Source organism: Polaromonas sp., assembly GCF_013817205.1.
Lineage (GTDB): Bacteria > Pseudomonadota > Gammaproteobacteria > Burkholderiales > Burkholderiaceae_C > Polaromonas.
Genome location: NZ_JACDDD010000034.1, coordinates 1 through 25,910, shown reverse-complemented (window position 1 = coordinate 25,910; position 25,910 = coordinate 1). Strand labels below are relative to the sequence as shown.

At 60.9% G+C, this 25,910-nt stretch carries 28 protein-coding genes, 1 tRNA gene and 2 pseudogenes; 16 read left to right on the top strand and 15 right to left on the bottom strand.

The features are described from left to right. Window positions 1-183: 183 nt before the first annotated feature. Both H0W47_RS09845 and H0W47_RS09840 read right to left on the bottom strand, forming a co-directional pair. Window positions 184-570, bottom strand: a complete 387-nt coding sequence (locus H0W47_RS09845; RefSeq protein ID WP_296923776.1) for a signal peptide prediction — start codon at window positions 568-570, stop codon at window positions 184-186. Between the two features lie 180 nt (window positions 571-750). Further along, window positions 751-906: a hypothetical protein gene (locus tag H0W47_RS09840; RefSeq protein ID WP_296923775.1), complete on the bottom strand. Its 156-nt coding sequence runs from the start codon at window positions 904-906 to the stop codon at window positions 751-753. Between the two features lie 228 nt (window positions 907-1,134). Here H0W47_RS09840 and H0W47_RS09835 point away from each other — a divergent pair. Then, a pseudogene (locus H0W47_RS09835) lies at window positions 1,135-1,551 on the top strand (DUF502 domain-containing protein); the annotation flags it as partial. An 84-nt stretch (window positions 1,552-1,635) separates the two neighbouring features. Here H0W47_RS09835 and infA read toward each other — a convergent pair. Both infA and H0W47_RS09825 read right to left on the bottom strand, forming a co-directional pair. Continuing rightward, window positions 1,636-1,890, bottom strand: coding sequence for a translation initiation factor IF-1 (gene infA, locus H0W47_RS09830; protein ID WP_296923772.1), 255 nt, complete (start codon window positions 1,888-1,890; stop codon window positions 1,636-1,638). A gap of 48 nt (window positions 1,891-1,938) precedes the next feature. After that, window positions 1,939-2,178, bottom strand: coding sequence for a hypothetical protein (locus H0W47_RS09825; RefSeq protein WP_296923769.1), 240 nt, complete (start codon window positions 2,176-2,178; stop codon window positions 1,939-1,941). Window positions 2,179-2,671: 493 nt separating this feature from the next. On the opposite strand from H0W47_RS09825, the gene H0W47_RS09820 reads away from it, so the two are divergent. Further along, window positions 2,672-3,037: an HPF/RaiA family ribosome-associated protein gene (locus H0W47_RS09820; protein WP_296923767.1), complete on the top strand. Its 366-nt coding sequence runs from the start codon at window positions 2,672-2,674 to the stop codon at window positions 3,035-3,037. A gap of 271 nt (window positions 3,038-3,308) precedes the next feature. Here the strand turns inward: H0W47_RS09820 and H0W47_RS09815 are convergent, their stop codons facing one another. After that, window positions 3,309-4,283, bottom strand: a complete 975-nt coding sequence (locus tag H0W47_RS09815) for a response regulator transcription factor (protein WP_296923765.1) — start codon at window positions 4,281-4,283, stop codon at window positions 3,309-3,311. After that, window positions 4,280-7,768, bottom strand: a complete 3,489-nt coding sequence (locus H0W47_RS09810; protein ID WP_296923763.1) for an ATP-binding protein — start codon at window positions 7,766-7,768, stop codon at window positions 4,280-4,282. The genes H0W47_RS09815 and H0W47_RS09810 overlap by 4 nt, the downstream gene beginning before the upstream one ends. Before the next feature lie 149 nt (window positions 7,769-7,917). On the opposite strand from H0W47_RS09810, the gene H0W47_RS09805 reads away from it, so the two are divergent. The 9 genes from H0W47_RS09805 to H0W47_RS09765 all read left to right on the top strand — a co-directional run bounded on the left by H0W47_RS09805 (window position 7,918) and on the right by H0W47_RS09765 (window position 13,224). Next, window positions 7,918-8,220, top strand: a complete 303-nt coding sequence (locus H0W47_RS09805) for an urease subunit gamma (protein ID WP_296923761.1) — start codon at window positions 7,918-7,920, stop codon at window positions 8,218-8,220. 26 nt (window positions 8,221-8,246) lie between these two features. Then, window positions 8,247-8,432: a hypothetical protein gene (locus H0W47_RS09800; protein WP_296923759.1), complete on the top strand. Its 186-nt coding sequence runs from the start codon at window positions 8,247-8,249 to the stop codon at window positions 8,430-8,432. Between the two features lie 7 nt (window positions 8,433-8,439). Further along, complete coding sequence (locus H0W47_RS09795) at window positions 8,440-8,745, top strand: urease subunit beta (protein WP_296923757.1); 306 nt, start codon at window positions 8,440-8,442, stop codon at window positions 8,743-8,745. An 85-nt stretch (window positions 8,746-8,830) separates the two neighbouring features. Beyond that, the gene (ureC, locus tag H0W47_RS09790; RefSeq protein ID WP_296923754.1) at window positions 8,831-10,576 is read left to right on the top strand and encodes an urease subunit alpha; all 1,746 of its coding nucleotides are present in this window, start codon (window positions 8,831-8,833) and stop codon (window positions 10,574-10,576) included. Between the two features lie 7 nt (window positions 10,577-10,583). Continuing rightward, complete coding sequence (locus tag H0W47_RS09785) at window positions 10,584-11,042, top strand: GNAT family N-acetyltransferase (RefSeq protein WP_296923752.1); 459 nt, start codon at window positions 10,584-10,586, stop codon at window positions 11,040-11,042. Between the two features lie 56 nt (window positions 11,043-11,098). After that, window positions 11,099-11,731 (top strand): urease accessory protein UreE, encoded by a 633-nt coding sequence (ureE, locus tag H0W47_RS09780; protein ID WP_296923750.1) that lies wholly within the window; start codon window positions 11,099-11,101, stop codon window positions 11,729-11,731. Continuing rightward, window positions 11,728-12,426 carry an urease accessory protein UreF gene (locus H0W47_RS09775; protein ID WP_296923748.1) on the top strand — a complete coding sequence of 233 codons (699 nt, stop codon included), beginning with the start codon at window positions 11,728-11,730 and terminating at the stop codon, window positions 12,424-12,426. Before ureE ends, H0W47_RS09775 begins: the two co-directional genes overlap by 4 nt. Beyond that, a complete protein-coding gene (ureG, locus tag H0W47_RS09770) occupies window positions 12,423-13,079 on the top strand; it encodes an urease accessory protein UreG (protein ID WP_296923746.1) in 657 nt (218 codons plus the stop codon). The genes H0W47_RS09775 and ureG overlap by 4 nt, the downstream gene beginning before the upstream one ends. Window positions 13,080-13,136: 57 nt before the next feature. Continuing rightward, a tRNA-Ser gene (locus H0W47_RS09765) sits at window positions 13,137-13,224 on the top strand. A 154-nt stretch (window positions 13,225-13,378) separates the two neighbouring features. Here H0W47_RS09765 and H0W47_RS09760 read toward each other — a convergent pair. Next, a complete protein-coding gene (locus H0W47_RS09760) occupies window positions 13,379-13,897 on the bottom strand; it encodes a L,D-transpeptidase (protein WP_296923744.1) in 519 nt (172 codons plus the stop codon). Here H0W47_RS09760 and H0W47_RS09755 point away from each other — a divergent pair. Then, entirely contained in the window at window positions 13,884-14,222 is a 339-nt protein-coding gene (locus H0W47_RS09755; RefSeq protein ID WP_296923742.1) for a hypothetical protein, read from the top strand. The two genes, H0W47_RS09760 and H0W47_RS09755, sit on opposite strands and share 14 nt — an antisense overlap. A 239-nt stretch (window positions 14,223-14,461) precedes the next feature. Here the strand turns inward: H0W47_RS09755 and H0W47_RS09750 are convergent, their stop codons facing one another. The 6 genes from H0W47_RS09750 to H0W47_RS09725 form a co-directional block, all read right to left on the bottom strand. Then, window positions 14,462-15,304 (bottom strand): outer membrane beta-barrel protein, encoded by an 843-nt coding sequence (locus tag H0W47_RS09750; protein ID WP_296923801.1) that lies wholly within the window; start codon window positions 15,302-15,304, stop codon window positions 14,462-14,464. Between the two features lie 308 nt (window positions 15,305-15,612). After that, window positions 15,613-16,848, bottom strand: a complete 1,236-nt coding sequence (hemW, locus tag H0W47_RS09745) for a radical SAM family heme chaperone HemW (RefSeq protein WP_296923740.1) — start codon at window positions 16,846-16,848, stop codon at window positions 15,613-15,615. Window positions 16,849-16,864: 16 nt separating this feature from the next. Beyond that, a complete protein-coding gene (rdgB, locus tag H0W47_RS09740; protein ID WP_296923738.1) occupies window positions 16,865-17,464 on the bottom strand; it encodes an RdgB/HAM1 family non-canonical purine NTP pyrophosphatase in 600 nt (199 codons plus the stop codon). A 46-nt stretch (window positions 17,465-17,510) separates the two neighbouring features. Further along, window positions 17,511-18,239 carry a ribonuclease PH gene (gene rph / locus H0W47_RS09735; RefSeq protein WP_296923736.1) on the bottom strand — a complete coding sequence of 243 codons (729 nt, stop codon included), beginning with the start codon at window positions 18,237-18,239 and terminating at the stop codon, window positions 17,511-17,513. A gap of 99 nt (window positions 18,240-18,338) precedes the next feature. Beyond that, on the bottom strand, window positions 18,339-19,241 hold the full coding sequence (locus H0W47_RS09730; RefSeq protein WP_296923734.1) for a PP2C family serine/threonine-protein phosphatase: 903 nt from the start codon (window positions 19,239-19,241) through the stop codon (window positions 18,339-18,341). Further along, window positions 19,238-20,245, bottom strand: coding sequence for a serine/threonine-protein kinase (locus H0W47_RS09725; RefSeq protein WP_296923731.1), 1,008 nt, complete (start codon window positions 20,243-20,245; stop codon window positions 19,238-19,240). Before H0W47_RS09725 ends, H0W47_RS09730 begins: the two co-directional genes overlap by 4 nt. Before the next feature lie 65 nt (window positions 20,246-20,310). Here H0W47_RS09725 and H0W47_RS09720 point away from each other — a divergent pair, with 65 nt between their 5' ends. The 4 genes from H0W47_RS09720 (at window position 20,311) to H0W47_RS09705 (ending at window position 24,492) form a co-directional block, all read left to right on the top strand. Then, complete coding sequence (locus tag H0W47_RS09720; RefSeq protein WP_296923729.1) at window positions 20,311-21,228, top strand: YicC/YloC family endoribonuclease; 918 nt, start codon at window positions 20,311-20,313, stop codon at window positions 21,226-21,228. A 41-nt stretch (window positions 21,229-21,269) separates the two neighbouring features. Then, entirely contained in the window at window positions 21,270-21,890 is a 621-nt protein-coding gene (gene gmk / locus H0W47_RS09715; protein WP_296923727.1) for a guanylate kinase, read from the top strand. A gap of 46 nt (window positions 21,891-21,936) precedes the next feature. After that, window positions 21,937-22,140 (top strand): DNA-directed RNA polymerase subunit omega, encoded by a 204-nt coding sequence (gene rpoZ, locus H0W47_RS09710; protein ID WP_096662930.1) that lies wholly within the window; start codon window positions 21,937-21,939, stop codon window positions 22,138-22,140. A 111-nt stretch (window positions 22,141-22,251) separates the two neighbouring features. After that, the gene (locus H0W47_RS09705; protein ID WP_296923725.1) at window positions 22,252-24,492 is read left to right on the top strand and encodes a bifunctional (p)ppGpp synthetase/guanosine-3',5'-bis(diphosphate) 3'-pyrophosphohydrolase; all 2,241 of its coding nucleotides are present in this window, start codon (window positions 22,252-22,254) and stop codon (window positions 24,490-24,492) included. Between the two features lie 8 nt (window positions 24,493-24,500). Here the strand turns inward: H0W47_RS09705 and greB are convergent, their stop codons facing one another. Together greB and H0W47_RS09695 are read right to left on the bottom strand one after the other, a co-directional pair. Beyond that, window positions 24,501-25,064 carry a transcription elongation factor GreB gene (gene greB, locus H0W47_RS09700; protein ID WP_296923723.1) on the bottom strand — a complete coding sequence of 188 codons (564 nt, stop codon included), beginning with the start codon at window positions 25,062-25,064 and terminating at the stop codon, window positions 24,501-24,503. A gap of 380 nt (window positions 25,065-25,444) precedes the next feature. Further along, a pseudogene (locus tag H0W47_RS09695) lies at window positions 25,445-25,782 on the bottom strand (transposase); the annotation flags it as partial. Window positions 25,783-25,910 lie beyond the last annotated feature (128 nt).

Below are 25,910 nucleotides of genomic sequence, written 5' to 3'. Positions count from 1 at the left end.
TCTTCCGGTGAGCTACACGGCTACAACGCTACCGGAACGTGGCGGATGTGACACCTGACCACAAGCTCTCGCAGATTACTGGATGTGCATCCTATGCATCAACTCAGGTTAACGAGTATCCGATTGGCTCGTTGCATTCGCCAGTTGGGTAAGCAGTCTGCAAGACCGGAGTTGTTTTCCCTGTCAATGGCTCTGGACGCTCAGTGCACGAGCCTGCACCTCAAAATGGTTGTCCCAGTACGCGCTGCGGCCGCAAAGGAGCTGCCAAAGGCTCGACGCGCCATATGCGAAGAAGAAAAGTAGCCCCCAACGCCCGTATTGCCGAACATGAACACGCTCATGCGGGCCGATAAGTCGCAGCTCTTCACTCGTCACTGCGAGGATGACATGTCCGAAAACGATGCCACGAAACGGAAGCCTGCGCGCGAGCTTGCCGCAGTCCACTTGGCTTTCGCGGTAAGTGACTTCCAGCGCGCCGGAGGACCACCTGGCCCGCCCCCCCGCCAGCAAGGGAATGCAGGCAAGCACCAGACCAAGGACCGAGCAGGGCGAAGCCCACAGCAAGCTCATGATGTCAAGCCAATGCTTCATGACGGGGTCTGACGTTGGGGCGAAACGGGGGCCCAAGGCGTCCACCTTGGGCGACCGGTTGCGATGCTGTGCGAAATCACCTGCGGCTCACTTCCGGAGACCCTGTGTGATGCAGCAACTGTGAAGACGATGCGCCGCCCAGGATGGGCGGTGGCGCGCTCAGCCTTGATTCACGGGCGTGCCGGCGCGCCTGCGTCGTGTCGCGACCGGGGCGTTCGCCGCAGCAGCAGCCTCGGCACGCTTGCTGGCGTGATTGCGGTACCACTTGGCGGCCAGGCCGGAGGTGACGGCGAGAACAATGAGTTTGCGTAACATGTGCGCGACTCCTTAAAACACCCCGAACAGCATCAGAAGAATGACGACGGTGACGGGAACACCGAGTAACCAGGCGATGACGGGCATTTGTTTTCTCCAAAGTTGATTCAAGGCCCAAAAGATAAGTGCGCTCTTTTGCCAGCAGTGCGGGAGGTGGCCCCAAGCACAGGTAGGGCCACACCTACATACCGGGGACACCGCAAGCGCTTGGGAAACCGGCCCTGAAAGCTGCCGCAGTCACACCGGCATGAAAAACTCTACAAATATTTCTTCCGCGGCCTGATCACCCTGCCCCCCCTTGGCACTGGCGCTGTACCTCCTTTCCATCTTCCTGGCCTGGACGGAAAAACTCACGCTATGGGTGCTCGGCCCCCTCATCGGCGGCTTTTATATTCCGGGCATGGGCTTGGTGTCAGGCGTGCTGATTATTCTGTTGATCGGCTACATAGCCTCCGAGCCGAAAGCCCGCCGCCTGTTGACTATCGTCGAGTTGCCCTTCACCAACCTGCCGGTGGTCAAAAGCATCTACAGTTCGCTCAAGAGTTTTGCCGACTATTTTTCACCGTCAGGCAGACCCGGTGAACAAAGCGTGGTGATCCTGCGCGTGCCCGCCACCCGCTGAAAATTGTCGGGCCCGTCACTCGGATAGGCCTCGTTGATCTACCCCTTGAATTTCTGTCAAGAACAGGCAAGCAAAAAAAACGGGGCACTGGGCCCCGTTTCGCTTTTTCAGTGCGCCTGGCGCGACGGGCCGGGTCCCCGGCCGGCAATGTGCCGGAAGGTAATGCGGCCCTTGCTCAGATCGTAAGGCGACAGTTCCAGCGACACCTGGTCGCCAGCAAGGATGCGGATGTGGTTCTTGCGCATCTTGCCAGAGGTGTAGGCGACCAGCTTGTGGCCGTTGTCCAGCGTCACGCGAAAGCGCGAGTCGGGCAGCACCTCGTTGACCAGCCCGTGCATTTCAATCAGTTCTTCTTTGGCCATAATGTAGCTCCTTGGAAATTGGAAAAATATCTGTGCGGGTGGGCAAGCTCAGGCGCAAGCCGGCGCCGAGCGTTCGTGGATCCAGCCCAGCGCGTGTTCGGTGGCGTAATGGACAGCTGCAGAGGCACTGTCAAACAGCCCGCTGAAGCGCATCACGCGGTCATGCGTGGCACTGCCGCGCCCGGACCGGATGGACACGGAGGCGACGTAACAGCCTTCGCCCTGTGGCTTGGCCAGCGGTGAGACAAGGTACTTGCCCACCGAAATGTGGTTGTGATCAATCGTCATAAAAGTCTTTGCCGGGTATGTTTCCCGGCTTGATGAAAGGAGAAATAAACGGCTTGCGAGCAAGCCAACGGGTATCCGGTTCTGCCTGCCCGGCCTGGAAGGACCGGGTAGGTGAGCCTTGAGTGGGCACCGTTGGGAAAAGTGCTCGTCAGGAAATGGGACCGTGCGGTGGGGGTTCAATGCTGTGTTGGCACCGAAGGCACTGTCAAATTTCTGTGATTTTCGGGCTCTGAGAAGCGCCGCGTTTGAGAAGGAAGCCAGAGGTATGGGACTTCGTTGAAAAAAGCTGATGCGTTACCGAAGCTTTCATTGTAACTGTTGTTGGGCTTTCCTGCAGGGGTGCGCGAATCTTGCCCGCCCAAGCTGCCGATTGTGGAAAAACCCCTACAACAGACTGTCGCCAAAACGCCCACACTGAAAACTCATCGCCGTCGCGAACGGTTTCAACCTGGCGGACCGCATGGCACGCCGCACTGACACAGAGGACCCCCGCATGCAAGTTCAAGTCAACACCAACCACAGCATTGAAGGCCGCGAGGCACTGGAGCGCTGGGCCCAAGCCGAAGTCAGCCAGACACTGCAGCGCTTCAGCCAGGAAATCACCCGTGTGGGAGTCCATCTGAGCGACGAAAACAGCGGCAAGGCCGGCGCCTCGGACAAACGCTGCCTGATGGAAGCCCGTCTGGCCAACCATTCGCCGATCGCCGTGACGCACCATGCCCCAGGGATTGACGAAGCCTTTCGCGGCGCGGAAGGCAAGCTCAAACGCGCGCTTGACAGCACACTGGACCGGCTGAAACAGCACCGCGACCGCGATTCGATCCGCAAAGACACGTCCGCGCTGACCCAGCCTGAATAAGCGGCAGCAGCGTCTAACGCTATCAAATTTATAGCTATCAGCGCTTTCCACACGGGGGCTGGAGGCTCAATAAGCTTGCAGGCTCTCCGCACCAGCCCATGCCGCGAACCGACCTTGGCTTGTCCCGAGCTTGCCGAAGGGCTGGGCCACAGGCCCAGCGACCCCCGCGGGGACGGCGAGGTATGCGGAGCGAGCGAGCGGTGGGGCTCTTCAATCCAGCAGGGGTCCCTTGGGCCGCAGGGAGTTGCATGAAGTAAAGGCCCGGGGGGATCTACTTCTGATGTAACTGCAGGATCCGGCTCATGGCCATGCCGGCCGCCGCAGTACGCGTCTCCACGCCCAGTTTGGCAAACACCCGCTCCAGGTGTTTTTTCACCGTCATGGGGCTGGTGCCCAGGATGTCGCCGATATCGCGGTTGATCTTGCCCTTGACCACCCAGTAAAGCACCTCGGCTTCGCGTGCCGTGAGTTTGAAGCTCAGGCTCATGGCCTGGATCACGGTGTCGTCGGATTCCTCGCGCATGATGATCAGCCAGTCGCCTCCTCCTTCACTATCGCCGGTCCGCTGGTGCAGGCGAAAGGTCAGGCGGCGAGCCACTGAGACGGCGCTCTCGCACACCAGGCGCGGCGGCTCGATCTGGCGTTCGGCATCCGCCAGGTTGCGCCGCAGCCAAGCCAGCACGGCTTCAGGTGTTTGCGGCGCGCTGGTCCCATAGTAGGCCAGCAGCAGGTCACGGGCCAGCGGTGTCTGCCACATCAGTTTGCCGTCGCTGACACGCACCGTGATGGTGGCGTAACCAAAAGCGTCGAGCGCATTGCGTGCCTGGCGCTTCTCGCGCGCGCTTTGCAAGTGCACGCCGATGCGTGCCAGCACTTCCTTGGGCTTGATCGGTTTGGTCACATAGTCCACGCCGCCCGAATCCAGCGCAGCGACCAAATATTCGGTCTCGGTCAGCCCGGTCATGAAGATGATGGGAATATGCGCAGTGCGCGCATCGGCCTTCAGGCGTTTGGCGACCTCGAAACCATCCATACCGGGCATCATGGCGTCGAGCAGCACGATGTCAGGCAGGGCCTGCGCGGCGCGCTGCAAGGCGGCTTCGCCATGCGTGGCGATCAGCACGGTGAAACCGGATTCGTCGAGCGCATCGTGCAATACCGAGAGGTTGTCGGGCACGTCATCGACGATCAACACCACGTCGCTGTTGGCGCGGTCCAGCGTCTGCGCGAGCGCGCGATTATTCATGTCGGCACCTCGCTGAGCTGCTGGCTCATGGTCTCAAACTGGAACTGGCGCGCCAGAGAGCGCATCTCGGCAGCAAAACCGGCGCTTTGCGGCTGGGCTTTTTCAATCTCGTCGAGCGTATTCATGATGCCGCGAAAATAACCGAGGTTGACGACCGCGCGCAAGGCGTCGAGCTGCGCCACCGGCGGGTAGATGCGCGGCGGTGCCGCAGCTGCCGGCACTTGCACCGGTGCTTCCAGCCAAAGCAGTTGCAGGCGCCGCTCCAGCCAGTCCAGCAGTTCGCTGTGGCGCACCGGCTTGAGGATGAAGTCTTCCAGCCGGACACCGACATCGTTGTCCAGGCCCTTGTCGAAAGCATTCGCCGACACAATGGCCAGATGAACATCGGCGTGCCCTGCTGCCCGAACGCGGCGCAGAGTCTCCCATCCGTCGATGCCCGGCATGGCCAGGTCCATCAGGATCACTTCAGGCCGGTAGCCCGCGGCCAGCAAATCCAGGCAGTCGTGGCCGCTGGCCGCCGTGCGCAGCTCGAAACCCAGCGGCCCCAGCACATTGACCAGCAGCTCGCGGTCGGCTTCTTCGTTGTCCACCACCAGCACGTGCCGCCGCGCTCCGGCATATCCGTAACGCGCCTTGTGGGCGCGGGAGGTTGGCACAGGCAGCGCCGCGCCGGGCGCCAGCCGGACTTCGGGCAAAAACAGCTTGACGCGGAACACCGAACCGACATCGGGCGTGCTGGCCACCGTCAACTCGCCGCCCATCAGATCCGTCAGCATCTTGGCAATCGTCAGGCCCAGCCCCGCACCGGGCGCCGCAGGACCGGGTGTGGAGGCGCGCGTGAAGGGTTCAAAAATGCGCTCAATCTCCTGCGGCGACAGGCCGGGTCCGGTGTCTTCAATCTCGATGTGAGCCATCTCGCGTGCGTACTTCAGGCGCAGGCTGATGCGCCCCGCAGAGGTGAACTTGACGGCGTTGCCCAGCAGGTTGATCAGGATTTGACGCACGCGTTTTTCATCGGCGCGCACCACCACGGGCAGGCTGCCTTCGGACTCGAAGTGAAACTCCAGGCCCTTGGCCTGCGCTTCGAGCTCGAACATGCCGGTCAGCTCCTGCACAAAGTCGGTGAAGTGCATGGGTTTGACCTTGAGCGTGAGTTTTCCGCTTTCGATGCGCGCGATGTCCAGCGTGCCCTCGATCAGCGACAGCAGGTGTTCACCGCCACGCTTGATGACCCCGACGGCCTGCTGACGGTGCGGCGGAATAGAGGTGTCTTCACCCATCAACTGCGCATAGCCAAGAATGCTGTTAAGCGGCGTACGCAGCTCGTGGCTGATCGCGCTGATATAGCGGCTCTTGGCCTGGTTGGCGAGATCGGCCACGCGTTTTGCCTGCTGCAGAGCCTCGTCGGTCTGGCGGTGCGACTCGATCTCTTTCATCAGCAAATGGGTCTGGCGGTTGGACTCTTCCTGCGCCACCTGTCGGCTTTTGTGCGCCAGCACCAGCCACCAGGCGACCAGCCCGGCGATCACCAGCAGTGCCATGTAGGCTTTCAAAAATCCAGAGCGAAGCGTCGGTCCGGACGTCGCCTGCAACTCCAGCAACGCGCGCATTTCCTGGTGGTAGAGCAGGCCAAACACGCTGGCCAGCAGCGGCACGATGACCAGCATCAGGAGCAGGAAATGCCCCAGGCCGGTATCCAGATAAGGCCAGATTCGGCGCGGCAGCAGCCAGCGCAACGTGGCCGACCACTGGGCAGAGAGACTGGCCTGCGGTTTGCATAAATCGCCGCAGCGCGCATCCAGCGTACAGCACAGCGAGCAGATCGGCCCCTGATAGGCCGGGCAATGCGCCATGTCCGGACCTTCGTAGTCGCGCTCGCAGATCACGCAGCGCTTGAGCGCATAGGGTTTGTAGTTGCCTTGGGCATCGGCCTCTGAAGCTTCCCCCTGGCGGGCAATGTAATAGCGCCCTTTGGTGGCCCAGGCAATCAGCGGCGAAGTCACAAAAGCCGTACCCAATGCAATGACCGCCGAAAACGCCTGTGCCGTGCGGCCAAACAGACCCAGGTGGGCCGCCACCGACAGCACCGAGGCCAGCGCCATCGCGCCAACACCAACCGGGTTAATGTCATACAGGTGAGCGCGCTTGAACTCGATTCCCTTGGGCGACAGGCCCAGCGGCTTGTTGATGACCAGGTCGGCCACCACCGCCATCATCCAGGCAATCGCGATGTTGGAGTACAGACCCAGTACGTCGCCAAGGGCCTGAAACACATTCATCTCCATCAGCATGAAGGCAATCAGGGTGTTGAATACCACCCACACCACCCGTCCCGGATGGCTGTGTGTCAAACGCGAGAAAAAGTTGGACCAGGCGAGTGATCCCGCATAAGCATTGGTGACATTGATCTTGAGCTGCGAGATCACCACAAACAGCGCCGTGGCAGCCACCGCCCAGCCGTAGTTCGGAAACACGTATTCATAAGCGGCGAGGTACATCTGGTTGGGATCCACCGCCCGATCCAGCGGCACCATATGCTGGATCGCCAGGTAAGCCAGAAACGCACCGCCCAGCATTTTGACCACCCCGAGCAACACCCAGCCCGGCCCGCCGGCCAGCACGCCAGCCCACCAGCGGCGGCGATTGAGCGGTGTCCGGACGGGCATAAAGCGCAGGTAGTCGGCTTGCTCCCCCATTTGGGTGATCAGGGCGATGCCCACCGTCAAAGCAGCACCAAACAGGTGCAAATCAAAGCCAGAGTTGGCGCCTTTTTCACCTCTATAGTGCGTTATTCCTGCAAAGGCCCCGGGGTCACGCACCAAAACATAGACAAATGGCACGACCAGCATGATCAGCCACAGCGGCTGCGTCCACATCTGAAAGCGGCTGATGACAGAGACGCCGTAGGTCACCATCGGAATCACCACCAGCGCGCAAATCAAGTAACCCCAACTCGGTGGAATACCCAGCGCCAGCTCCAGCGCATAAGCCATGACCGCAGCTTCGAGCGCAAAAAAGATGAAGGTGAAAGAGGCATAGATCAGCGAGGTCAAGGTTGAGCCGATGTAGCCGAATCCGGCGCCGCGCGTCAGCAGATCCATGTCCACGCCGTAACGCGCGGCATAAACGCTGATCGGCAAGCCGGCCATGAAAATGATCAGTCCGGTGGCCACAATCGCCCAGAAGGCGTTGGTGAAGCCATACTGCACCAGCAAGGTGGCGCCAACTGCTTCCAGGATCAGAAACGAAGCCGCGCCGAAAGCGGTGTTGGCGACGCGCCATTCAGACCAGCGGCGAAAACGCTGGGGCGTGAAGCGCAGCGCGTAGTCCTCCATGGTTTCGCTGGCGACCCAGCTGTTGTAATCGCGCCTGACCTTGATGATGCGTTGCACCGGTGCTTCGCCATCGCCGGCGGGCACGGGCGCGGGGGCCCACGGGGGCACGGCCTGCGCAGGCAGGGGAAGCGGTGCGGCGGGGGTGTCCATGGGTGGGTGTCAATACGTCATCAGGCGGATCTGCTGAAGTGCAGATTCCATGCCACAGAGGGAAAACCAGCGCCACGCGCTCAATTCCTTTGGCACCATTCTTGCTGCCCGGCACACGCACCCCTGCCGCAGCCGCCCCCGGAGAGACCATGGAATTGACCCCAAGAGAAAAAGACAAGCTGCTGATCTTCACCGCCGCCCTGCTGGCCGAACGGCGCCAGGCGCGAGGTCTCAAGCTGAACTACCCGGAAGCCGTGGCACTGATCAGCGCCGCCGTGATGGAAGGTGCGCGCGATGGCAAGACTGTTGCCCAGCTCATGAGCGATGGCCGGACAATTTTGACCCGCGCCGACGTGATGGACGGTATCGCCGAGTTGATTCCGGACATCCAGGTTGAAGCCACCTTTCCCGACGGCACCAAACTCGTCACCGTTCACCAGCCGATTGTCTGAGCCCACCGACCTTGACAGGGACTTTCATGAACTTTCAAAACGCTCTCAAAATCATAGCTGTTTGCGCAATTTCTACGGGGGCTACAGCCGTATTTGCCCATGAAGGCCACGCCATAGCAGGCACGCATTGGCATGCCACCGACGTCTGGGGTTATGTGGCTGCGGCGTGTGTGCTGGCGCTGGCCATCTGGCTGTCGCGCGGCGACAAGTGAGGCGGCCATGATTCCCGGCGAACTGCTCACCGACGGCCCCGACCACGAACTCAACACTGGGCGGCGCACGCTGACCGTGGTGGTGCAGAACAGTGCCGACCGGCCGATCCAGGTCGGCTCGCACTACCACTTTGCCGAGACCAACGGCGCCCTGGCCTTCGACCGCCCCGCCGCGCATGGCATGCGGCTCAACATCGCCTCCGGCACGGCTGTGCGCTTCGAGCCGGGCCAGCAGCGCACGGTGGAGCTGGTGGACTTCGCCGGTGAAAGAAAGATTTACGGCTTTCGCGGCCTCATTCAAGGAAAGCTTTAATGCCCCCACGTTCATCACTTCGTGTAATCACTGCCCCCCGCGGGGGCGCTGGCCTCCCTTGGGGCGGCCCTACGGGAGTCCGGTAATGGCAACTATTGGACGCCGCGCTTACGCAGAAATGTTCGGCCCCACCGTGGGCGATCGCCTGCGCCTGTCCGACACCGACCTGCTGATTGAGGTCGAGGCTGACTACACCCTGCGCGCCGGCAGCTACGGGGAGGAAGTGAAATTCGGCGGCGGCAAGACGATTCGCGACGGCATGGCGCAGTCGCAGCGCACCAACGCGCCGAAGGCGGGACTCGGAGACAGCACCGGAGGTGCTGTGGACTGCGTGATGACCAACGCGCTGATCGTCGACCACTGGGGCATCGTCAAGGCCGACATTGGCCTGAAGGGCGGGCGCATCGCGGCCATCGGCAAGGCCGGCAACCCCGACACCCAGCCCGGCATCGACATGATCATCGGGCCCGGCACCGAGATCATCAGCTGCGAAGGCATGATCGTCACCGCCGGTGGCATCGACTCACACATCCATTTCATCTGCCCGCAACAGATCGAGGAAGCGCTGACCTCGGGCGTCACCACCATGCTGGGCGGCGGCACCGGGCCGGCCACCGGCACTTTCGCCACCACCTGTACACCGGGTCCGTGGAATATCGAGCGCATGTTGCAGGCCGCAGACGCCTTCCCGATGAACCTGGGTTTCCTGGGCAAGGGCAATGCCAGCCTGCCGGCTGCGTTGCATGAACAAATCAACGCTGGTGTGATCGGCTTGAAGCTGCACGAAGACTGGGGCACAACTCCGGCCGCGATCAGCAACTGCCTGGACGTGGCAGACGAGACCGACACGCAGGTGGCCATCCACAGCGACACGCTCAACGAAAGCGGCTTCGTCGAGAACACCATAGCCGCCACCAAGGGCCGCACCCTCTGCGCCTTCCATACAGAAGGCGCGGGTGGTGGCCATGCGCCGGACATCCTCAAGGTCGTTGGCGAACAGAATTTTTTGCCATCGTCAACCAACCCGACCATGCCCTACACCGTCAACACGCTGGACGAACATGTGGACATGCTGATGGTCTGCCACCACCTGGACCCGGCGATTGCAGAAGACCTGGCCTTTGCCGAAAGCCGCATCCGCAAGGAAACCATTGCCGCCGAAGATGTGTTGCACGACCTGGGCGCGATCAGCATGATGAGCAGCGACAGCCAGGCCATGGGTCGGGTCGGTGAAGTCATCATCCGTACGTGGCAAACGGCGCACAAGATGAAGGTGCAGCGTGGCAAGCTACCCGAAGACACAGAGCGCAACGACAACTTCCGCGCCAAACGCTACATCAGCAAATACACCATCAACCCGGCGCTTGCCCACGGTATTTCGCACGAGGTCGGCTCCATTGAAGTGGGCAAATGGGCCGACCTGGTGGTCTGGAAACCGGCTTTCTTCGGCATCAAGCCGGCGCTGATCCTCAAAGGTGGCTTCATCGCCATGGCGGCCATGGGCGACCCGAACGCCTCGATACCGACACCACAGCCAGTGCACTACCGCCCGATGTTCGGCGGCTTTGGCGGCGCGATTGCCAGGGGCTCGCTGACCTTTGTGTCGCAGGCCGGACTGGCCGCCGGCGTGAAAGAGCAGTTCGGTCTGGCCAAAACACTGGCCGCCGTGAAGAACATCCGCGGCGTGCAAAAGCGGCACATGATTCACAATGCCTATGCGCCGAAAATGGAGGTTGACGCCCAGACCTATGCTGTGCGAGCCGATGGCGAGTTGCTGAGCTGCGAGCCCGCCACCAGCCTGCCGATGACGCAGCGCTACTTTCTTTTCTGAACCGTGTATGGAAATCCGGATTGATGACCTGCGCGGGGCGGCAATTGCGGCATTGCTGCAATTGCACCTGGATGAGATGCACAAACACTCCCCGCCCGAGAGCGTTCATGCGCTCGACCTTGAGGCATTGCGACATCCGTCCATCACGTTCTGGACAGCCTGTGAAGGGGATGAATTAATGGGTTGCGGGGCGCTCAAGCAACTGACGCCAACGCATGCAGAACTCAAGTCGATGCGCACTGCAGCCGGCCACATGCGCAAGGGCGTGGCTCGCGCGCTGCTACATCACATCGAGGTAATTGCGCGTGCCAAAGGCATTCGAGAGATCAGCCTAGAAACCGGTTCGCACGCTCCATTTGCTGCGGCACAAAAGCTGTATCGAAGTGAAGGCTTTGTGGCGTGCGGCCCCTTTGCTGACTATGCGCTCGACCCCTACAGTTTGTTCATGACCAAAACCCTTTCCTGAGGGATGCTTATGGCCCTGCGCAACAATACACGGATCACCTGAGCACCAGAATTTTTATGCTTCAAGTCTCCAAATGCATTTCCCAAGGCGCTGGACTGGCGCCCGTGCTGCTCAAACGCGCCGCCAGCGTCGAGCTCGACTGGGACATCCGCCAGAAAAGCCGCTTCGAGGCCACCGACTCGCAGGACCGCCAGCTCGGCATCTTTCTGCCGCGCGGCACGCTGGTGCGCGGTGGTGATGTGCTGATTGCCGAAGACGGTTCCATGGTCCGGGTGATTGCCGCGCCGCAAACCGTGCTGCGCATCACCGCTTGCACCTCCCACGGCAGCTCCTTCGACCTGACCCGAGCTGCCTACCACCTCGGCAACCGGCATGTGCCCATTGAACTCAAGCCCGATCATCTGAAGATTGAGCCCGACCATGTGCTGGCCGAGATGCTGCGCGCCATGCACCTGATCGTCAACGAGGTCAGCGAGTCCTTCGAGCCCGAAGGTGGTGCGTACAGCGCCGGCGGCCACAGTCATGCACAAGTGGGCGCACATGGCCACACAGACACACCTGTGGCCGCAGTCGCACCGCATGTCCACGGATCCGACTGCGAACATGGCCACGATCACGATCATGCGCACACGCATGAGGCGCGGCCGGTGGCGATCCAGATCCACCCGCACAAGCCGAACAGCCATTGAGCGCGACAGCCCAGTCCCTGCCTGCCGCCAGCCTGCTGCAACTGATATGGCTGGCCTCTCCGGCCCTGCCGGTCGGTGGTTTTTCTTACTCCGAAGGGCTGGAAGCCGGCGTGGACCGGGCGGGAGTAGCTACAGAAAGCATAGCGGCCGACTGGCTCAGCGACCAGCTGCACCTGAGCCTGGCGCGCGGCGACCTGGCGGTGATCGCGCAGGCCGTTCCGGCCTGGCGCAACAAGCAGCTCGACAAGGTGAAGGCACTCAATGACTGGGTGCTGCAGACCCGCGAGACCAGCGAGCTGCGCCTGCAGGCCGAGCAGATGGGCCGCTCCCTGCTCGAGTGGCTGCGCAATCACCAGAGCATCAGCGACGCACACCTGCAAGTCTGTGCGGCTTTGCCCCCCACCTACCCTGTTGTCTTTGCACTCGCCGCCTCGCCGCTTGACGCCGGTGTGCCTGATTGCCTGACCGCCTACGCCTTCGGCTGGGCTGAAAACATGGTGCAGGCTGCGCTCAAATCCGTGCCGCTGGGTCAGAGCGCCGGCCAGCGCATACTGGCGCGGCTGGCTGCAGAAATCCCGACGGCCATCGGTACGGCGATGGCGCTTGAGGACCATGAACGTCAGGCCTTTTCGCCCATGCTGGCGATTCTTTCATCGCAACACGAAACGCAATACTCCCGACTGTTCAGATCATGACGCTTCACCACATCGCGAACCGCACCAAAAAACTTCCCCCGCTGCGCGTCGGCATAGGCGGGCCAGTTGGCTCCGGCAAGACCACCCTGCTCGAAATGTTGTGCAAGGCCATGAAAGCCAATTACGACCTGGTGGCCATCACCAACGACATCTACACCAAGGAAGACCAGCGGATCCTGACCGTCAGCGGAGCGCTCGACGCGGAGCGCATCATGGGTGTGGAAACCGGCGGCTGTCCACATACCGCCATCCGCGAAGACGCGTCCATCAACCTGGAAGCAATTGACCGCATGCTGGTGGACTTTCCGGACGCCGACGTGGTGTTCATTGAATCCGGCGGGGACAACCTGGCAGCCACCTTCAGCCCCGAACTCAGCGACCTGACCATTTACGTGATCGACGTCGCCGCCGGTGAAAAAATCCCGCGCAAAGGCGGCCCCGGCATCACCAAAAGTGACCTATTCGTGATCAACAAGACCGACCTCGCCCCCCACGTCGGTGCCGACCTGGCCGTGATGGAAGCCGACACCATACGGATGCGCACGACGGCCAAGGGCCTCAAGCCCTTTGTCATGACCAACCTGAAGACCAACACGGGCTTGGCGGAGGTGGTGGCGTTTATAGAATGCAAGGGGATGCTGCGAAGTACATGAATACATTTTTTGGCACTTCCGAAAGCACGCGGTGCTCGCAGGTAAAATAGAACATCTGGAAGCGTGGCAGAGTGGTCGATTGCACCGGTCTTGAAAACCGGCGATGGGAAACTATCCGTGAGTTCGAATCTCACCGCTTCCGCCAAAAAACATCAACCACCGACAGCTCTTGCTCTCGGTGGCTTTTTTTGCTGGTTAGCGGCTTCGCAGGCAGGAATGTTTGATGAGTCCAAACGCAAACCCTGAGGGCCTATGCGGTCAGAGTCAGACCGCCCGCAGCCCCGTTTCGGCAGAGATGGCTATCTGGCTCTGGCTTCGCCTGACGGGCCTGAGGCTTGACTGCGAGAAGGATCCTGAACATCGTAGGAGCCGAAAACTTCACGCGCTGAGCGGGTTTCCGGCAATATATAGACGATGCCGTTTGTCCCGGTAAATGACGGGCTCACTACTTTTTCATAGAAGTGCACCGGCACATTGATGCAGCCAAAGGAAATGCGGTTGTCCAGTGGACTCGGTGAGGCGAGGCGCTCTGCGCGGCGGTCTTTGGGCTGCCCTTTCACGACCCGGTGCAGCGAAAGGGCGCTGTCGTAGTCGACCCAGAGGAGTTCCTCGCCGTGGATATCGCGATCCAGCGATGCGACGAAACGACCGGCTTGCGTGACGCGCTCTTCGGGGCGAATGCTGGACAGCTTGCGCGTACCGAGACCCGGAACGGCGACGTCACCCACTGCCAGTCCCAACAGCGCAGCTGCGGCACCGCGAAGCTGCCCCTGGGCATCGAACACGAACACCCGGGCATTGACCTTGTCGATGATCATGAAGGGCAACTTGCCGTTGTCAGCCGAGTGCACCACCCAGTCTGCAAACTTCTGTGATTCCACAGAAGGCACTTCCTGCCCGAAGCTGGCCAGTCTGATCGCCGGTGCCGCTATGACGGATCCGGCAGGTGTCAAGGCGCTCGCATTGTCCCGCGAGCCGGCGCCAGAATCCGGAGTGATCACGGAAGGCATGTTCTGCGCCGCTGCGGCTGGCAGCATCAACGCACTGACCGCAACCGCACCAAGGAAAACGCCTTGCGTCACAAGCGTGGCAGCTCGGCGTGTGCAACCCGCCAAAAAAAGGATTTGCTGTATGGCTGAATAGCGTCGCATCATGGTATTCCTATGCGCAAGATACTACATCTCAATGTGGGGCAAGCGGTGCTGTTGCGTCGGCTTGCCCTTCGCACTTCCGGGGGCATTGGCTGTTTTATGTTGAGACTCGCTGGTGAACGACCGTCCAAACCGACCACTTGCCTTAACCGCTTCGCACTAAACCCAGACAAAAATATGGCGCGGAGGTTCTCACCTCCGCGCCATCACTTAGGGTCTTGCAACCCCGGGTTAGTTGCGGCCTTGTCTGGCTGGACGAGCTGGTGGCTCGTAGGCAGGCGGCGGAGGCGGTGGTGCCACTACGACTGGAGGCGGAGGCGGTGGTGCCACGTAGACCGGCGCGGGCGGCGGTGGTGGTGGGCTGGCAACCGGCACGTAGGCGACAGGAGGCGGGGTTTTAGGACCAAAACGGTAAACCAGGCCCAGCGATGCCATATCGATGTGGCCGCGGTTCCTGACAGGATCATTGATGCGATAGCGCTCGAGTTCTGCCCGCAAGGAAAGCGCCTCGGTCAGGGCGTATTGCATGCCCAGACCCACTTTGACGTGGGTGTCGTTGTTGCGCGTGTCGGATCTGTTCGCAGCTACGGCGCCAGTGCTGGCGAAGTTGGCCCGGCTTTGCGCATAGGCGGCACCCACTCGTCCAAAGACGGAGAAGCGGTCCGACACAGGCAAGATGCCTACCAAGTCAAGGTTCAGGCCTCGAACACGAGTCTCACCACTGAAGCTGCCAAGAGGTAAGGTATTGAAACGGTAGCTGGATTTACCCAAATCAAAGAATCCGCCTTCCACCGCAAAATTGCGGTTGAACTGGTAGCCGCCAAAGAGCTTGTATCCGGTGTCCCTGTCGTCTTCGCTGATGGACGTGATCCCGAGGCCCTGCGCAGCCAGCGTGCGGTTGATCGTGCCGTTGTCAAAGTCGGCTTTGGTGCGCCCGATGTTTCCGCCAATGTACGGGCCATTCAGCTCATACATGGATTGAGCCATTGCACCGGAACTCGAAACAGCTCCCAGTACAGCCAGTGCGACGAGGCTTAGCCGACGCTTGGTTGCAGGAAATGTCGTAGCAGTCATGATGTGTCTTCCTAAAGATTGAGACAGGTTGTAAAAAGAGCCACCGATTTCTGGTGGTGCCCGTCGTTGAAACAAACCGGGGCAATCCAAGAGTGAAATCAAGTGCTAATTTGATCGATTTATGAAAATAGCGTTGTAGGAAAATGCCTACAAACTCTGTCATTTAGCCAAAAAAACAACACTCTCAGGCCCTCGGGAAACGGCTGAGATCACGTCAGCCTGTGTAACTGCGAACCTGGGGGCGGCGCCCCAATGTAGATGTAGATAACTCTGGCGGGCGGCCGTCCGACGACCGGGGCTTGTTCGGGCTAGAGGAACAGCGCTTGCAGGTCGTTCAAAAAATCGAAGCCACGTGCGGTCGGCCTCACCTGCACAAAGTCGCGCGTGATCAGGCCCATACGCTCCGCTTCGTCCAGGCCGGCCTGGATGGCAGTCAACGGCAAGCCGGTTTTCTCGCTGAAATCCTGCAGCCTGAAGCCTTCGCGCAAACGCAGGGCGTTGAGCATGAACTCAAAAGGCAAACCGGCGCGGGCCACTTCGCTGTCCTGCGCCAGCGGCGTGCCGGCCAGCGCCTTGTCCATATACAAGCTGGGATCACGAAAACGAACCTGACGCACCACCCGGTGCGCAAAACTCAGCTTGCTGTGTGCACCCGCCCCTATGCCGAGGTAGTCGCCGAATTGCCAGTAGTTGAGGTTGTGCACGCAGCGGTGGCCAGGCCGCGCATAGGCCGAGATTTCATACCGGTCCATGCCTGCGGCTGCCGTCATCTCGGTGATACGGTCCAGCATGACGTAGGCGTCATCCTCTTCGGGCAACACGGGCGGGTGTTTGGCAAAGAAGGTGTTGGGCTCGACCGTCAGGTGGTAGATCGAAATGTGCGGCGGGGCAAAGGCCAGCGCCTGCTGCATGTCCAGCTCCAGGCCGGTCAGCGTCTGGCCGGGCAAGGCGTACATGATGTCAAGATTGAAGGTGTCGAAAGCCTGCGCAGCCTCCTCGACCGCAGCGATGGCCTGCGCGCGGTCGTGCACACGGCCCAGCGCCGTCAGATGCGCATCGTCAAAGCTCTGCACCCCGACGGACAGGCGCGTCACACCGGCGCTGCGAAAAGCCTTGAAGCGGTCTTTTTCGAAGGTCCCGGGATTGGCCTCCAGCGTGATTTCGCAATCGGGCTCCAGCCGCAGTCGCGCGCGAATGTCGCCGATCAGCCGGTCAATGGACTGCGGTGAAAACAGGCTGGGCGTGCCGCCGCCTATGAAGATGCTGTGCACCGTGCGGCCCCAGATCAACGGCAGCGAGGCTTCAAGGTCGGCCATCAGCGCGTTCAGGTAACGCTGCTCGGGGAGGTCTCCACGGTTTTCATGGGAATTGAAGTCGCAGTACGGGCACTTTTTCAGACACCAGGGCAGGTGCACATACAGCGACAGTGGCGGCAAGGCGGCCAGCTGCAAGGTGCCGCCGCGCATGTAGTGCTGAACGTCCTTGAGCGAACCGCCGGTTTCTGCCGGGGGCACTGCGCTGACGACGGGTATCGGGAAGCTCATAGCCGATAAATGCGGCTCATAACCAGCGCTCGCGCATCAGGTCCATCATCTGGCGCGCCGCCATGCCGCGGTGGCTGTTGGCGTTTTTCACCTCAACCGGCAGTTCGGCAAAAGTCTTGCCAAAGGACGGGAGGAAGATCACCGGGTCAAAACCGAAACCGTTGCTGCCGCGCCGTTCGGTGGCGATCTCGCCACTCACGCGGCCGACTGCAATCAGCGGCTCCGGATCGTCGGCAGACCGCACCGCTACCAACGTGCTGACCATGGCCGCGCGCCGGGCCGTGATGCCCGCCATTTGCTCGAGCAGTGCGCGCACATTGTTGCCATCGCTTTTGGCATAACCGAACTGGGTGGCGTAAAAAGCCGTGTCCACGCCGGGCAGGCCGCCAAAGGCATCAACACACAGGCCGGCGTCGTCGGCCAGCGCTGGCAGGCCGCTGGCCAGCGAGGCATGGCGCGCCTTGGCCAGCGCGTTTTCGACAAAGGTGCGGAAGGGCTCTTCGGCCTCGCTGATGCCGAGTTCGGCCTGTTTGACCAGCGTCACGCCCAGCGGCACCAGCATGGCCTGCAGTTCTGCGAGTTTGCCGGTATTGTTTGAGGCCAATACGATTTTCATAAGCAAAAATGGGCCTCAGCCCTTGACTGGCGGGCGCGAATAGCTATCAATTCAGGAGCGCCTGCTGCTGCAGACGGACCAGGTCGCTGATGCCCTTTTCGGCCAGTTGCAGCAATGCATCCATCTCCTTGCGTGAAAACGCAGCACCTTCGGCGGTACCCTGAACCTCGACATAGTGGCCAGCGCCTGTCATGACCACATTCATGTCGGTGTCACAGCCCACGTCCTCGATGTACTCAAGATCCAGCAAGGGCGTGCCTTGGACAATGCCGACGGAAATGGCCGCCACGTGTCCGAGGATCGGTGTCTCCTTGAGCTTGCCATCCGCCAGCAGCTTGTTGACTGCGTCCTGCGCGGCCACAAACGCACCGGTGATGCTGGCGGTGCGGGTGCCGCCGTCGGCCTGAATCACGTCACAGTCGAGGTGGATGGTGCGTTCACCGAGTTTTTTCAGGTCGAACACCGCCCGCATGGAGCGGCCAATCAGGCGCTGGATCTCCTGCGTACGCCCGCTCTGCTTGCCGCGCGCGGCTTCGCGGTCGCTGCGCGTATGCGTGGCGCGCGGCAACATGCCGTATTCGGCCGTGACCCAGCCTTCGCCGCTGCCCTTTTTGTGGCCCGGGACTTTTTCCTCAACCGAAGCGGTACACAACACCTTGGTGTTGCCGAATTCGATCAGCACCGAACCCTCGGCGTAAGCGGTGTAGGCGCGGGTGATGCGCACGGGACGGAGCTGGTCAACCGCACGGGCACCGCTTCTTTCAAATGAACTCATGGCAAAGGGCTTTCTGGCGAGTCACGCCGGGGGGCTGAAAAGGTAAACAAAACGGCAGGGGCGGCCCGGGCCGGCACAAGCGCGAGGTCAGGGCGGGATTCAGACCTTTTTGGCGGCAGAACGGCGTATCGCCTCGTTGATCTCGGCAATCGAGCGCTCAATGGCAGCGTCGTCGAGGTCTTCCACGCCGGTATCAAGCACGCCGGCCTGGATCGTGGAGGCAAACACGCCGTCCATGATGCTGTCAGTCGAAACGCCGTGTGTCGATTCGAAGGCGTCGGGGGTTTCCCACTCCATCGCCAGCACGGTGACGTTGTCGCCATGCTGGCCGCCGTTGCGCAGCGCATGTTCAACCATCTCGGGCACCGCTTCGGACACGCCGTTGGCGGCCATGTGGCGCACGATTTCAGCGTCGGTCAGGCTGCCCCACAGACCATCGGAGCACAGCATCAGCTTGTCGCCCTGCTGCAGCACCACCGGACCGGCGATGTCGAACACCGGCTTGGAAGGCGAGCCCAGGCAGGTAAACAGGATGTTGCGGTTGAGGCGTTCGAGTTTGATCACGCCGGCGTTCTGCTGCTCCAGATAGGAGTGGTCGCGGGTGCGGGTCAGCAACTCGCCATCACGCACCACGTACAGCCGCGAGTCACCACAATGCACCCAAGTCGCGCCCGTGCCCTGCAGGATGACCGCAACCACGGTGGTGCGCGGCGTGTCGAGCATGCCTTTTTCGCTGGCGTAGCGGATGACTTGGTGATGCGCAGCCATCAGCGCGGACGACAGGAATTCGGTGGTATCCCGGACCAGCGGTCGGGCTTCCTTCTGGTAGAGCGCCGAGATGGTCTGCAGCGCCAACTGCGCCGCAACTTCGCCTTCGGGGTGGCCGCCCATGCCGTCAGCCAGCACAAACAAGCCGGACTCACGGGTGTAGCAATACCCCATGCGGTCTTCGTTTTTTTCGCGGCCGCCCTTGCGGCTGACCTGGAAAACGGAGAACTTCATTTGAACTTTGTCGCAAAGCCGGTGGCCTTGCGCGCGGTTTTCTTGGTGTCTGACACCATGTTGTCAAACTGCAGGCGCATTTTTTCGCCGACGGTCAGCTTGGTGTAGCGTCGCTCGCCCTCGCGGCTGAGCTCCTTCTGCAAGGCAAAAACCGATTGGGGCCGCGACAGGGGGTCGAGAGACATGCACCATTCAACCACTTCAATCAGGTTGTCCGAATACACGCCGCGCAGGCGGGACAGTGCAAGCGACAGACGGTCTTTTTCAAGGCGCTGCGGCGCGTCGTTGGGCGGATAACCCTGCATGGTCGCGTAAATGCAGGCGCCGATCGCGTAAATGTCGGTCCAGGGGCCCATGGAAGAATCGCGACGGTACATTTCGGGCGCGGCAAACCCTGGCGTGTACATGGGGCGGATGAAGTTGCCTTCCTTGCTCAGTACCTCGCGCGCGGCGCCGAAGTCGATCATCACCGCCTTGTTGTCGTCAGTGATGAAGATGTTGGCCGGCTTGATATCCAGGTGCAGCATCTTGTGCTGGTGCACGATGCGCAGCCCGCGCAGGATCTCGTCAAACAGCGAACGGATGGTCGATTCACGGAACACCTTCTGCTTTTTGAGTTCGCGCGCCGTGATGATGAAGTCCTGCAGGGTGCCCCCCTCCAGGTAGTTCATGACCATGTACACGGTCTCGTTTTCGCGGAAGAAGTTAAGCACACTCACCACGGAAGCGTGGGAGATCTGGGCCAGCGAGCGCCCTTCCTCGAAAAAACTCTTCAATCCCAGGCGATAGAGCGAGAGCTTTTCGGGCTGCACCTGCGGCAGCAGCTCACCCGGTGGACGGCTGGCCAGTGAAGACGGCAGGTACTCCTTGATGGCAACCTGCTGTCCCTCATTGTCAACAGCCAAGTAAACTACCCCAAACCCGCCGGCAGACAGCTTGCGCACAACGCGATAGCCTCCAATGACGGTATCGGGTGGGAGTGGCGCTGGCTTGACCTTTGACATAATTCGGGATTAAAGCAAGGTGACGGGATCACCCCTCCTGTTGACTCTAGAAAAGCGTATTACGAATGTCAGTTTACAGTATGACAGGCTATGCAGCCGTCCAGTCCACCCCTGCACACACAGCCGCTGACGCCGATGCTGGCAACAGCAGCCACGCGCGCCTTGGCGTGGAAATACGCTCGGTCAACAGCCGTTTTCTGGATCTGGCCTTCCGTCTGCCCGATGAACTGCGGCAGTCCGAGCCGGCTTTGCGAGAGCTGCTGACCGGCAAACTCAAGCGCGGCAAGATCGAAATACGTGTCTCGCTGGAAGGAAATTCCGCTGGAGGCCTCAAGGCCCCGGCCAGCACCACGCTGCAGCGCCTGGGCTCCATGGAGGACACGGTGCGCTCATGGCTCCCCGGCGCCGCAGCGCTCAGCGTGGCCGATATCCTGCGCATGGCCGCAGGGGAAGACAGGAGCACGCACGATTACAGCGATGAGCTGCTCAAACTCGCCAAAAAAGCCCTGAAGGAGCTGCTGTCTGCCCGCGAACGCGAGGGCGCGCGGCTGGCGCAGATGCTGTTGGAGCGAACCGCGCAGCTGCGGGCGCTGGCCGCCGCGGCCACCCCCATGGTGCCCAAGCTGGTCGAGCAGCAAAAAAGCCGCTTCATGGAGCGCTGGAAAGAGGCCATGGCCCTGACTGACGGCACCACCCTTCCGGAAGCAGCCCAGGACCGGGCCCTGCTGGAGGCCACCTCGTTCGCCATTCGCATTGATGTGGCCGAGGAAATCATGCGTCTCACGTCGCACCTTGAAGAAATTGACAGGCTGCTCACGGCGGGGGGCGAAGTCGGCAAGCGTCTGGACTTCCTGATCCAGGAGCTGCACCGCGAAGCCAATACCCTGGGGTCGAAATCGGGCTCCCTGGAACTGACCCATGTCTCGGTCGACATGAAGGTGCTGATCGAGCAGATTCGCGAACAGGTTCAGAACATAGAGTAGCCCGCCAGCGCAGCCCATCCAGAAAACCAATCACAACACCTATGGATTACCCCGGAAACCTGTTTGTCGTCGCCGCACCCAGTGGCGCCGGAAAGTCCAGCCTGGTCAAGGCGCTGATGGAGCTGGACGCCAGGGTGCAGCCTGCGGTGTCGCACACCACCCGGGCACCCCGCGGCCAGGAGAAACACGGTCGCGAGTATTTTTTCATTTCATCTGAAGAGTTCGACGGCATGGTCCTGCGAGACTCCTTCCTCGAATGGGCCCACGTCCACGGCCAGCGCTACGGCACCTCGCGGCAGACCATTGAGGAGCGCGTGGCCACCGGCGCCGACGTCATCCTGGAAATCGACTTCCAGGGCGCCATCAACATCAAACGGATTTTTGCCAATGCGGTGTTGATCTTCATCCTGCCGCCGAGCTGGGATGAACTACGCTCGCGGCTGGAGCGGCGCGGCGAGGACGCACCCGACGTGATTGAACTGCGCCTGCAAAATGCCGCCGTCGAGATGGCCCAGGCCCGGGAGTTCGACTTCGTTATAATCAATGAGTTATTTGAACGAGCCGTTTTCGACCTGAAAACCATTGTTCATGCCCAACGACTCAAGTTTGCAGCGCAGCGACGCGCCCGTGCCGAGACCTTTAAGGCCCTGCACATCTCCTGAGTTGTTGCCCCAGTTTCCACCGTTCCCATTTACCCGGAGATTCCCCATGGCCCGCATTACCGTTGAAGATTGCCTGGAAAAAATCCCGAACCGCTTCCAGCTGGTTCTGGCCGCGACCTACCGTGCCCGCATGCTCAGCCAGGGCCACGCACCCAAAATCGAAAGCAAGAACAAACCCGGCGTGACCGCACTGCGCGAAATCGCAGAAGGCAAAATCGGCCTGGAAATGCTGAAAAAAGTTCCGAGCTGACAATCCCTGCTCCCCTGAAAAGCACCGCTGCGCGGTGCTTTTTTGTTTCTGGGGGGTTATTTCAAAGACCGTGTTTCGCATGTTTTATCGCCGCCGCGATACATTTAAGGCATGAGCGCCCTGGTTTTTCCCACTGCCAACAGCAAATCGACCCCGGCAGCCGCCAATGCCGCTGCGGCGAGTTTTGCCGCGCTCACTGCCAAACTCGACTACCTGAGTCCGGCCGACGTTGAGAGTGTTCGCCAGGCTTACCGCTTCGCTGACGAAGCCCACCTCGGACAGATCCGCAATGGCGGCCTGCCCTACATCACCCATCCGATTGCCGTCGCACAGCAGTGCGCCGAATGGAAGCTCGACGCGCAAGCCCTGATGGCGGCGCTGCTGCATGATGCCATCGAGGATTGCGGCGTCACCAAACCCGAACTGATCGAGCGTTTCGGCGCCCCTGTGGCCGAGTTGGTGGACGGGCTGACCAAGCTGGAAAAGCTGGAGTTCAACACCCGCGAGGAAAATCAGGCCGAGTCTTTCCGCAAGATGCTGCTGGCGATGGCGCGTGATGTGCGCGTCATCCTGATCAAGCTGGCCGACCGCAGCCACAACATGCGCACGCTGGGCGATGTGCCGCGCAGCAAATGGGGCCGCGTCTCCCGCGAAACCCTCGACATCTACGCGCCGATTGCGCACCGTCTGGGCCTGAATACCACCTACCGCGAATTGCAGGACCTGGCCTTCCAGCACCTTTACCCTTGGCGCTACGCCACACTGACCAAGGCGCTGGCGCGGGCACGCGGACGCCGGCGCGACGTCATCAAGCGAGTGCAAACCGAGGTGGATGCGGCCTTTGCCAACGCCGGCATCCAGGTGCATATCTACGGGCGCGAAAAGGCGCTGTATTCGATCTACGGCAAGATGGATGAAAAACACCTGTCTTTTGCGCAGGTGACCGACATCTACGGGTTTCGCATCATCGTGGGCGGCGTCACCGCCTGTTATACCGCTCTAGGCGTGTTGCACCAGCTCTACAAGCCGCTGCCCGGCAAGTTCAAGGACTACATCGCGATCCCTAAGGTCAACGGCTATCAGTCGTTGCACACCACACTGGTCGGCCCTTTCGGCACCAGCATCGAGTTTCAGATGCGAACCGAGGCCATGCACATCGTGGCCGAATCCGGTGTCGCCGCACACTGGCTGTACAAAGCTACCGACCCCGAGAGTGACGCATCGCAGCGCCTGGGCACGCAATGGCTGCAGTCACTGCTCGACATCCAGCACGAAACGCGGGATGCCGCAGAATTCTGGGACCACGTCAAGATTGACCTGTTTCCCGATGCCGTCTACGTCTTCACGCCGAAAAGCCAGATCATGGCGATGCCTCGCGGCGCCACGATTGTCGATTTTGCCTACGCCATCCACAGCGATGTGGGCCACCGCGCCGTCGCCGCCAAGGTCAATGGCGAGCAGGTGCCGCTGCGCTCGGAACTGCGCAACGGCGACGTGATCGAAATCATCACCGCGTCGGTCTCCAGCCCCAACCCGGCGTGGCTGGGCTTTGTCCGCACCGGCAAGGCCCGGTCAAAAATCCGCCATCACCTCAAGACCATGGCGCTGACGGAGTCGCAGGATCTCGGCGAAAAGATGCTGGCCCAGGCGCTGCGTGCCGAAGGCATAGAACGCCTGCCCGACGACGACAACCTCAATCACGCCATCTGGGAAAAAATTCTGCGTTTCTCGGGCAACCGCACTCGTGCCGATCTGCTTACTGACATCGGCCTGGGCAAACGCATTGCCAGCATGGTGGCCAAACGCATCGTCACCATGCTGGCCGAAACCGGCGAAAAACCCGATCCGCTGCTGATGAGCCGCGAGCGCTACACTGCCCATGAATCGATCTCCCAGGGCGCGCTGGTGCTCGATGGCAGCGAAGGCGCATCAGTAAAATTTGCCACATGTTGCCGCCCCATTCCCGGCGACGACATCGTGGGTTACCTGGGCCGCGGCGAGGGTCTGGTGGTCCACACCGACGACTGCTTGGTGGCCAGAAAACTCCAACACCGCGACAGCGAACGCTTTATTGCGGTGGACTGGTCCGACGAGCCAAGCCGGGCCTTTGAAACCGGCCTGCTGGTGACCGTCACCAGCGGCAAGGGCGTGCTGGCCCGAGTGGCCTCGGCGCTTGCCAGTGCCGAGGCCGACATCACCCACGTGGATATGGCACAGGAGGCGGCGCAGGACGCATCCGATTTGCGTTTCGGCGTGCAGGTGCGTGACCGCGTGCACCTCGCATCGGTGATGCGCAACGTCAAGCGCACGCCCTCGGTCCTGCGCGTCCAGCGCGCCAAACCCGGTGTGTGAGGACAGCGTCAGGCAGATGCCACCGGCGCCGGGTATTGCACCTCAACCACTTCGATGTCCCGGATACCGGCCGGCGTTGCCAGCTTGACTTCATCTCCTACGCGGGACTTGAGCAGGGCCCGCGCAATTGGCGAGATCCAACTCACCTGGTTGAGCGCACTGTCGGCCTCGTCAATGCCCAGGATGGTGACGGTCTGTTTCGCGCCGCTCTCATCGGCATAAGTGACGGTGGCGCCAAAAAACACATGGTCGTTGCCGTGGTGAACAGCAGGATCTGAAACTTCGGCGATCTCCAGGCGCTTGGTCAGAAACCGGATCCGCCTGTCGATTTCACGCAATCTCTTCTTGCCGTAATGGTAGTCGCCGTTTTCCGAGCGGTCACCGTTGCTTGCGGCCCAATGCACCACCTCAACAATTTTGGGCCGTTCGCTGTCGATCAGGTCCAGCAACTCGTCCCGCAGGCGCGCGTAACCGCGCGGCGTGATGTAGTTCTTGCCGCCTGCGGGCAGCGGCGGCAGCGACAGGTCCTCATCGTCCTCGGTATCGGATTCTTTGGTGAAAGCTTTGCTCATGGGAGCCAGAGAGGTATTAACGTGTTCCAGAACGGGACATCGTAACGAAAAAGCCCTGGAACCTTCCGCTTCCAGGGCTTGACGTTTGGTGCGGCTGGCAGGAATTGAACCCACGACCCCTTGGTTCGTAGCCTGCCATAGAAAATTGAGATCGTTATAAATCAACGACTTACGGACGCCCACACGTCAATGTTGATGCAGCCACTGTTGTGAAGGGCCTTACAGTGCTTTGGATACTCACGCAAAAGTCACGCTCCACAGCGAGCCAAGAAATCCTTCATAAACGCGTACGGGTCATTCCCGTTAGCTATGCATCATTTGCTTACGGAGCAAGCAGAAAATCCGAGGGTGACCCGAATTTTGTGTAAACGGGGCGAGTATCAAGTCTTCGGCATCCTTTCCTCAAACTGGATGGCAAACTGGGTCAATGCAGCCTTCCAGTCTCTGAGCGGCATAGTCCATTTCTTGGCTATGTTGGCCAAGGCCAGGTAGAACAATTTCAGCAGGGCATCGTCACTGGGAAACGAGCCCCGGTTCATGGTGAGCTTGCGCAAACTCATGTTCACCGACTCAATGGCGTTGGTCGTGTAAATGATGCGCCGTATTTCCGGTGGATAGTCGAAGAACGGCGTGATGCGTTCCCAGTTACTGCGGCAAGATTTGACGATGATGGGATATTCGGCCCCCACTTGTCATCGAACTGCTGCAGCCGGATTTGCGTAAGCGTGCGGTGATCCCGTCTTGACGACGGCCGTACGAGTCAGGTAGTGACGGGCGCTGACTGCCAGCGATGCGGCAGCAGTTCATCGACACGGCTGGCCGGCTGCGTGGGCAGCCGCTCGAGGA